General features: G+C 65.4%; 10 protein-coding genes. 4 read left to right on the forward strand and 6 right to left on the reverse strand.

What is annotated here, in order from left to right; all coding sequences use genetic code 11:
- Positions 1–237 (reverse strand): SulP family inorganic anion transporter (locus KBY78_RS13255; protein ID WP_255143974.1); only part of this gene is annotated, 237 nt, incomplete at its 3' end.
- Positions 238–501: 264 nt separating this feature from the next.
- Between KBY78_RS13255 and KBY78_RS13260 the strand changes: the two genes are divergently transcribed.
- A complete protein-coding gene (locus KBY78_RS13260; RefSeq protein ID WP_255143975.1) occupies positions 502–1,584 on the forward strand; it encodes a calcium/sodium antiporter in 1,083 nt (360 codons plus the stop codon).
- A gap of 48 nt (positions 1,585–1,632) precedes the next feature.
- Entirely contained in the window at positions 1,633–2,619 is a 987-nt protein-coding gene (gene cysK / locus KBY78_RS13265; protein WP_255143983.1) for a cysteine synthase A, read from the forward strand.
- On the opposite strand, the gene KBY78_RS13270 is transcribed toward cysK, so the two are convergent.
- Entirely contained in the window at positions 2,553–3,047 is a 495-nt protein-coding gene (locus KBY78_RS13270; RefSeq protein ID WP_037979675.1) for a hypothetical protein, read from the reverse strand. The two genes, cysK and KBY78_RS13270, sit on opposite strands and share 67 nt — an antisense overlap.
- A 159-nt stretch (positions 3,048–3,206) precedes the next feature.
- On the opposite strand from KBY78_RS13270, the gene KBY78_RS13275 reads away from it, so the two are divergent.
- Entirely contained in the window at positions 3,207–4,100 is an 894-nt protein-coding gene (locus KBY78_RS13275) for a lysophospholipid acyltransferase family protein (RefSeq protein WP_255143976.1), read from the forward strand.
- Here the strand turns inward: KBY78_RS13275 and KBY78_RS13280 are convergent.
- Positions 4,042–5,343, reverse strand: a complete 1,302-nt coding sequence (locus KBY78_RS13280) for an FAD/NAD(P)-binding oxidoreductase (protein WP_255143978.1) — start codon at positions 5,341–5,343, stop codon at positions 4,042–4,044. The two genes, KBY78_RS13275 and KBY78_RS13280, sit on opposite strands and share 59 nt — an antisense overlap.
- Positions 5,344–5,475: 132 nt before the next feature.
- Positions 5,476–5,748 (reverse strand): hypothetical protein, encoded by a 273-nt coding sequence (locus KBY78_RS13285; RefSeq protein ID WP_255143979.1) that lies wholly within the window; start codon positions 5,746–5,748, stop codon positions 5,476–5,478.
- Between the two features lie 170 nt (positions 5,749–5,918).
- On the opposite strand from KBY78_RS13285, the gene KBY78_RS13290 reads away from it, so the two are divergent.
- Positions 5,919–6,497: a ferritin gene (locus KBY78_RS13290; RefSeq protein WP_255143980.1), complete on the forward strand. Its 579-nt coding sequence runs from the start codon at positions 5,919–5,921 to the stop codon at positions 6,495–6,497.
- Between the two features lie 314 nt (positions 6,498–6,811).
- On the opposite strand, the gene KBY78_RS13295 is transcribed toward KBY78_RS13290, so the two are convergent.
- Both KBY78_RS13295 and KBY78_RS13300 read right to left on the reverse strand, forming a co-directional pair.
- The gene (locus KBY78_RS13295) at positions 6,812–7,645 is read right to left on the reverse strand and encodes a response regulator transcription factor (RefSeq protein WP_255143981.1); all 834 of its coding nucleotides are present in this window, start codon (positions 7,643–7,645) and stop codon (positions 6,812–6,814) included.
- A 116-nt stretch (positions 7,646–7,761) separates the two neighbouring features.
- Positions 7,762–8,739, reverse strand: a 978-nt coding sequence (locus KBY78_RS13300; RefSeq protein WP_255143982.1) for an FAD-dependent oxidoreductase, incomplete at its 5' end; no start/stop codon positions are given.

Below are 8,739 nucleotides of genomic sequence, written 5' to 3' on the forward strand. Positions count from 1 at the left end.
CACCGTTGTCATCACCACCGTCATCGGACCGGTGGGCTCCGAGATCAGGGTGGGAGTGCCGCCGAAGAGAGCGGCGTACAGATCCACCAGCACCGCACCCCAGAGGCACGAAACCGCCCCGGCTCCGGAGGCCACGCCAAAGGCAAGGGCCATGGGCAGGGCCACCACCGCCGCCGTGAGACCGCCGAAGACATCACCTTTGATGTGTTGTGAGCTGATCTGGTTCAACCAGCTCATGGGGCGGGCAACAGCCACACGGTCCCTGCAATGGATGGGGGGAACCTAAGAGGGAGGCTTGTCCCAGGTCAGGACCAGGGGGCCAATAGGCCCAGGTTGTGACAATCAATCCAGCCAGTGGCAAGGCTGACCGCCAGGACCCTTGGTCTGATGCGGTGGAGGTGGTTGGCCCCTGGCGGCCTGGATCATCGGCCCCTGGAGTCAGGGCCTGATTCGGCACGCTTGCAATCACAAGGCAGAATCTGTGTTCTGGAGGAGCCCACCATGCTGAGTGTGATCGAGGTGGTGGTGGGCATCCTGCTGCTCTTCGGAGGAGGCGAACTGTTCGTCCAGGGATCGGTGGCTCTGGCCCTGCTGCTGGGTATTCCCCAGCTGGTGATCGGTCTCACCGTGGTGGCCCTGGGCACCAGCGCCCCCGAACTGTTCGTCAGCCTGATCTCCACGCTCAGGGGAGCCGATGACCTGGCGGTGGGCAACGTGGTGGGCAGCAACATCTTCAATGTGCTGGTGGTGCTGGGCATCAGCGCCGTGATCCTGCCGTTGAGGGTGCACAGCCGCCTGATCCGCCGCGATGTGCCGGTGCTGCTGGCCGTGTCGATGGCCGTCTGGGGCATGGCTTCCGCAGGCCGGGTGACCTGGCAGGCCGGCCTGGCCCTGCTCACCGCCGTGGTGATCAACACGGTCTGGGAAACCCGCACGGCCCGCGAGGAAGGTGAATCCACCGGCGACGAGATCGATCCAGCCGACGCGGAAGGGGGCTACGGACCGGCCCTGATCCGGCTGGCGGCCGGCCTTGGCCTGCTGGTCTGGGGCTCGCAGATCCTGGTGAAGGGGGCCACCGCCATCGCCCTGAGCCTGGGGGTGAGTCAAACCCTGATCGGCCTCACGATCGTGGCGGCCGGCACCTCGATGCCTGAATTGGTCACTTCGATCATGGCGGCCCTGAAGGGCAAGGCTGATCTGGCCATCGGCAACGTGGTGGGCAGCAACCTGCTCAACCAGCTGGTGATTCTCGGGGGCTGCGCCTTCCTCTCAGGATCGCGCGGCCTGAACGTGGATCCATCCATGATCCACCGGGACATGCCGATCATGGTGGCCACTACTCTGGGCCTGCTTCCCATCTTCTGGACGGGCGGGGTGATTTCCAGGAGAGAGGGCGTGCTGCTGGTGGGCCTCTACGGGCTGTACCTGGTGGAGCAGATCCTTCCCATCACCATTCCGGCGCTGGCCTCACCCCTGCGTTCCTTCACCCTGGTGGTGGTCATTCCGGTGCTGGTGCTGCTGCTGGCGGTACAGGTCTTGCGGCACTGGCGAGAGACGGCCGTTCAGGTCAGAGCGGGCAATTGATCTTCGCCGCCCGAGGGTGCGAGGGTGCCCGAAGTTCCTGTGTCGTTGATGGCGTCGATTTTTGCTGACAGCAGCCTGAGCATCGGCCGCACGCCCCTGGTGAAGCTGAACCGGGTGGTCGGCGACAGCCGCGCCACCGTTCTCGCCAAGATCGAGGGCCGCAATCCCGCTTATTCGGTCAAGTGCCGCATCGGCGCCGCGATGATCTGGCAGGCCGAGAAAGATGGCCGGCTCGGTCCGGGCAAGGAGCTGATCGAGCCCACCAGCGGTAACACCGGCATCGCCCTGGCCTTTGTGGCCGCCTCCAGGGGGATCCCCCTCACCCTGACGATGCCGGAATCGATGAGTCTGGAGCGGCGCAAGCTGCTCACGGCCTACGGCGCCAGGCTCGTACTCACCGAGGGCAAACTCGGCATGACCGGTGCGGTGGGCCGGGCCCATGAGATCGCCGCCTCCGATCCCGAGCGTTACGTGCTGCTGCAGCAGTTCGCCAACCCGGCCAACCCCCAGATCCACCACGACACCACCGGCCCGGAAATCTGGAACGACACCGATGGTCAGGTGGATGTGCTGGTGGCGGGGGTGGGCACAGGTGGCACCATCACCGGCGTCAGCCGTTATTTCAAGACCACCCGGGGCCAGAAGCTGCTCTCGGTGGCGGTGGAGCCTGTGAACAGCCCGGTGATCGCCCAGGCCAGGGCAGGCGAGCCACCCCAGCCCGGGCCCCACAAGATCCAGGGGATCGGTGCCGGTTTCGTCCCCGAGAACCTCGATCTGGATCTGGTGGACCGGGTCGAAGCGGTCAGCGACCAGGAGGCCGTGGCCATGGCCAGACGCCTGATGCGCGAAGAGGGCATCCTGGCGGGCATCTCCTGCGGGGCCGCCACCGTGGCCGCCCTGCGGCTGGCCGCCGAGGAGGAATTCGCCGGCAAGACGATCGTGGTGGTCCTGCCGGACTCCGGGGAGCGCTATCTGAGCTCGGTGCTGTTTGAGGGGGTGTTCGATGCGGCCGGTCTGGCGCCGGTCGATCGGTGATCGCGCCACCAGAACCAGCTCTCCCAGTTGATCAGCAGCCCGATCAGCACCAGGACCACCATCAAGGCCACCTGATCCGCCCGGGAGTCGGGGACCAGGATGTCGGCCACCAGGTGGGGGAGATTGGTGACCGTGTAGACCACGCTCAGCCAGAAATGCAGCCGCCGCCATCCCTGCCAGCGCTGTGGACGCTCAGGGTCACTGGCGCTGTAGGCCAGCAGGACCACGGCCGCTACCGGCAGCAGGAAGTAAATCATCATCCCACCGAAGAGCAAGGGCAGCTTCTCCATGGCCACGTGGCTTTCGATCTCCGGCGACAGACCGTGAAACAGGGGCATCAGGCCCAGATCCACGTGAAAGAGCATGCACAGCAACCAGGCCATCCACAGGGCCCGCAGGCGTAGGGCTCGATCAATGGACCCTGTCATGGCGAACAACGGCTCCGAAGGGTGAAGGAGCCTCAGGCCTGAGGGCATTCTGGCCAGCTCTGAGGTCAGTCTGACCAGGAACGCGCGGCCACGCCATGGATGGTCCTGGCACGACCGCCCGCAGCCCCTAGGGTCTGGGGGCGCTCAGACCCCACTTCCATGCCTGAAGGTCCAAGCGCGGGCCCTGACCCCGGCACCGAGCGCGATCCACGGGTGATCCAGCGACTGATGCCCCTCTGGGAGTGGCTCTACCGACACTACTTTCAGGTGAGCACCAGCGGCTGGGAGCAGATTCCAAGCGAAGGCCAAATGCTGCTGGTGGGATCCCATAACGGCGGTCTAGCCAGCCCCGACCTGCCGATGCTGATGCTCGACTGGTTCCGGCGCATCGGTTTCGAGCGGCGGGTCTACGGCCTGGCCCATCCCAAGGTTTGGCAGGTGTTCCCCCGGGCGGCGCAACTGGCGGCCCAAACCGGGGCAATCCCCTACTACCCGCGGGGGGCCATGGCCGTGCTCGAGCGGGGCGACAGCCTGCTGGTGTTCCCCGGCGGCGGCCAAGACGCCTTCCGGCCGCACCGTCTGCGTCAGAGCATCCAGTTCAGGGGGCGCACGGGCTTCATCCGGCTGGCGCTCTGGCACAACGTGCCGATCGTGCCGCTGATCTCCTGGGGCAGCCACGACACCCTGATCGTTCTCGAAGACTGCTACGAACCGATGCAGCGCTGGCATGAGCGCGGCCTCCCCTGGCTGTTCGGCATCGACCCCGAGGTGTTTCCCCTCTACCTCGGCCTGCCCTGGGGCCTGGCCGTGGGTCCCCTGCCCAACCTGCCCCTGCCGGCGAAGATTCACACCCGCGTCTGCCGGCCGATCCAGTTCGAGCGCAGCGGCCATGCCGCCAGCCGCGATCGGTCCTATGTGCAGTCCTGCTACACGCGGGTGGTGGCAGAGATGCAGGAGCAGCTCGACGAGCTGGCGGGCACCAGCAGGAGCGGCATCAGCGGGCGGCCGGTTCGCCCTTGTAGGCCAGCCCGAGAGCCTGAACCAGGGGCTTGAGGGGCTTGAGGTAGCGGCTCTCGTGGGGTTGACCCTTGAGCATCCGGTTCCAGTAGATCCAGGGCAGGCCCTTGGTCTTCATCAGCCACATGCTCCAGCGCTCGCGGGTGGGGTCGATCTGGAAGGAGCTGACGGGCTGAAGGTCGTAGTCGAACTCGGCCATCACCACCTTGTTGTAGCCGGTGATCAGCGGGCAGACGCCGTAGCCGTCGTAGCGGGCCTGCAGGGGCTTGACGTCGAGCTGGGCCAACAGATTGGCCACCAGAACCGGAGCCTCGCCCCGCACCGCACCGGCGGTCTTGGAGGTGGGCAGCGACGACGCATCCCCTAGCGAGAAGACGTTGGGGTAGCGGACGTGCTGGGTGCTGAACTTGTCGACCTCCACCCAGCCACCGGGAGCGCTGGTGGCCAGGGGGCTCTGGGCAATGACATCGGGGGCCGACATCGGCGGCACCGCATGGATCATCGAGAACGGGATCTCCTTGCTGGAGAGATGCCCCTCCGCGTCGCTGACCTCGAAGACCGCCACCTGCTCATCAGCTCTGATCTCCTTGAGGTTGTGGCGCAGCAGCACCTGGATCCCCCGTTCCTCTACAACCTTCTTGAGCACACGGGCATAGACGGGGACACCGAAGAGGCCGGGCCCGGCGGTGGCAAACACCACCTTGGTGTTCACCCCCACCCCGCTGGTGGCTTTGAAGACGTCGTCGGCCATGTACATGATCTTCTGGGGAGCCCCGGCGCACTTGATCGGGGTGTCCGGGAAGGTGAAGATCGCGGTGCCGCCTGGGAAGTTGCTGATGGTCTCCCAGGTGTAGGGAAGATGCTCCTGGGAGTAGTTGCTGGTGACCCCCTGGCGACCGAGTGCCCCTTCCAACCCCTTAATCCGCTCCCAGCGCAGTTGCAGGCCGGTGGCCACCACCAGGGCGTCGTAGCTGATGGCGTCACCGGCGGTGGTGATCACCCGGTTGGCCTCCGGCTCGAAGCTGGCGGCGGCGGCGCGGATCCAGCTGCAACCAGCGGGAATCAGATCGGCCTCATCGCGCCGGGTCTGTTCCTGGGTCATCACCCCACCGCCTACCAGGGTCCAGCCGGGTTGGTAGTAGTGATCCTTGCTGGGCTCAAGAATGGCCACATCGAGGCCTCTCCTGGCCAGAAGCAACTGGCTGGCCACCGTGATTCCAGCCGCTCCGCCGCCGACGATCAGGATCTGGTGGTGCTGCGACGGGCTGGATGGGCTCATGACATCTGATCTCACCTCTCCTGTCTAGGGCCCGCCGGGGTCCCTCGACAACGGCTGTGGGCGTCCTCCCACGGTCTCTGAACACCACCTCTGCTGATCGTGATGAGAACGGAGCGGGACGAAAAAGAGGGATCAGCTGATCGTGGAAACACCGAAATGTCGCTGATTGCGTCGCATCACTTCACGCAGCAGCGCAACCTCCCAATGGTGTGGATCCAGCGACTTCGCCATCGACTCGGCGTGGCGGCCGATGGCGCTGGCCTGCAGCCGAAGACGCAGCAGATCGTGCTCCAGCCGGGTCCGCAGCTGCGGGTTGGAGCAACTCCTCAGAGCCTGGAGGGCCTGGCGGCTACGCACCCCAAGGCACCAGCACTGGCGGGGCAGGGAGGGAAGAGCTGGTGGCATGCTGACAGGGGCGCGGCAGTCCTCAGACATGCGATCGAACAGGATCACGGCCTGATGCCCTTGAGCCTACGGGGTCTGGATGCCGGCGCTGGAGGCGGGTGAGCGGCCGCTGGCGCCCTTGGCGGAAAACTCTTGTGCCTTTGTAAGCTGAGGCCAAAGAGATTCGACCCATGGTGATCAGCAATCCGGCCAGCACCGCCAGCCTGAATGCTGTACCGCTTCTGCCTCGGCGGCCAGTGGCCCAGGAGATGGAAGCTGAGTTGCACCAAGGTCTCTGCAACCATCTGCAGATGGAGTTGATGGCCAGCTACACCTATTTCTCACTCGCCGTGTGGTTCACCCAGCGGGAACTGAATGGGTTTGCCGCCTTTGCCAGGGCTGAATCCGATGGCGAGCGGGCCCATGCCGGCCTCTTCGTCGATTACCTGGTGGCACGGTCTCAGCCGGTGGAGCTCTCCGCCCTCTCCCAGCCGAGGCAGACGTGGACGAATGTCGAAGACGTGCTGGTGTCTGTCTTCGAGATGGAGGCGGAAGTCACCACGTCGTTGCAACAGCTTTACAGCCTGGCGGAGCGCTGCGGCGACTACCGCAGTTCCATCTTTCTTGACCCGTTGATCAAGAGCCAGGTGGATGCCGAGAGTGAAGTGGCCCATTTGCTGGCTCAGGTGCGGCACTGCGGCACCGACTTCGGCGCTCTTTTGATCCTGGATCAATCCCTGAATGCCGCTGCGACTCCCGCAGCCGCCTGAGGCCCTAGCAGAAACGTCCCCAGCCGATCAGCAAGGGACACGACGGAGAGGGATCAGTCGCGGCCGCAGCGGCAGCGTCCCCCTTTCCAGTTGGAGCACTTCTTGGCTTTACAGCCCTTTCCTTTCGACTTGGCCATGGTCATCACCGGGCAGGCCACCCGCACGAGGCAGGGATCGATCCAGGGGCAACTCTCGTTCACAGGATTACGGGGGAGAGAAAAAATCCTGGAACCATCCAAGCGTCACCGGCCATGTTCCTGTGTGCAGGGGTGACCAGATCGTGTGATTAATGTTACTCAGGCCTTCTGCGTGACTCAGGCCTCCTTACGGCGGGTTTTCCGGTCCCAGCCCAGGGGGGGTGCCGCGCTGAGGGAACCTGCCGGATTGAGGGCCTCCCCCACCAGTCCAAGACGTCCTTTGCTGACAGCAAGCCCGGTGGCTGGATCCAGGGGTAGATCCAGGCAGTAGCCAGTGCCGTAGATCGTTTTGATGAAGGTCGGCCTGTGGCGGTCGATTTCCAGCTTCCCGCGCAGATGACGGATATGGGTGCGGATGCATTCCACGTTGTTGTCGGGCCCGTAGCCCCAGATCTCACGCAGGAGCACCGCCCAGGGCACCACCTGGCCGTGGCGTTGCAGCAGGCAATGGAGAAGTTCGAATTCCGTGCGGGTGAGGCGCACCGGCAGCTCATGCCAGAGAGCTTCATAGCGTTCCGGTACCAGCGTGAGGGGGCCATAACTGAGCACTTCCGCAGCACGCACCAGCTGGGGTGTGGTGGCACGCCCGCGCAGCAGAGCTTTGACCCGGGCCAGCAATTCCTCAGGGGCGTAAGGCTTGGTCAGGTAGTCGTCGGCGCCGGACGTAAAGCCCCGCACCTTGTCATCGAGGCTGCTCAGGCCCGTCAGCACCAGGATGGGTGTCCGGCTGGTTCGCTGATCGCGCCGCAATCGCTGCAGAACGGTGAGGCCATCGATCCCCGGCAGCAACAGATCCATCACGATCAGCTGGGGACTGACCTGCAGGGCCATGGCCTGGCCCCGGTGACCATCCTCGGCTTCCGCAACCAGGCAGCCTGCATCCAGCAGCTGTGTGGCCAGGCGATCACGGCCGATCCGTTCATGGTCGATGAGCAGAACGAGAGCGGGCATCACAACGGAGTGTGCGTGATCTGGACAGCTCCCAGAACGTAGTCAATTTTGCCGCTGTCTCCATCCGCTGACAGCGTCGAGCCCTTGCCCATCTGGTCGTGGCTACCTCGGCTCATTCACTGGGGCATCGTCACGAACTCCTCCGCCACGGTGGGATGGAGGGCCATGGTGCGATCGAAGTCGGCCTTGGTGGCCCCCATGCCGATCGCGATCGCCGCCATCTGAATGATCTCGGCGGCGTGTTCGCCCACCATGTGGCACCCCAGCACCCGGCCTGAGGCCACCTCCACCACCAGCTTCAGCAGGCAGCGGGGGCCTCGCTTGGGCAGGGCCTGGGCCATGGAGCGAAAGCGAGCCCGGTAGAGGCGTACCCCATCGGGACCGAAGCGGGCCAGGGCCTGCTCCTCGCTCAGTCCCACCGAGGCCAGCTCTGGTTGGCTGAACACAGCACTGGCCACCAGGTCGTGGTTCACCTGGCGGGCTTGTCCGCCGTAGACGCTGTCGGCGAAAGCACGGCCTTCATCCACCGCCACCGGGGTGAGGTTGATGCGGTCGGTGACATCCCCCACCGCGAAAATGTGGGGCACGTTGGTGCGTTGATCGGCATCCACCGTGATGCTGCCGCCATCCACCCCCACGCCTGCCGCTGCCAGATCGAGACCGGCCAGGTAGGGCTGGCGCCCCGTGGCCAGAAGCACGCCGCCACAGCGCTCCTGGCGGCCCTGGCAGGTGGTGGCGATCAGCTCGCCGGGCTCTCCGGCGATGGCGCTCAGGGTCTGGGCCATGTGGATGGTGATGCCATCGGCTTCCATGCCCTCGTGCACCGCCGCACTCAGTTCCCGGTCGAAGCCCCGCAGCAGGTGATCCCCGCGCACGAACTGATCCACCTCCACGCCCAGACCGCGCAGGATGCAGGCGAATTCGCAGGCAATGAAGCCGCCCCCAACGATCAGCACCCGCTGGGGCAGACGCTCGAGCAGAAACATGTCATCACTCACCCAGCCCAGCTCCGCCCCGGGAAACGAGGGGCGGTGCGGGCGACCGCCCACGGCGATCAGCCCGCGCTCGCCGCGCAGAAGGCGCCGGCTGCGATC

The sequence above is a fragment of the Synechococcus sp. EJ6-Ellesmere genome (assembly GCF_024345875.1).
Classification (GTDB): domain Bacteria; phylum Cyanobacteriota; class Cyanobacteriia; order PCC-6307; family Cyanobiaceae; genus Regnicoccus_A; species Regnicoccus_A antarcticus.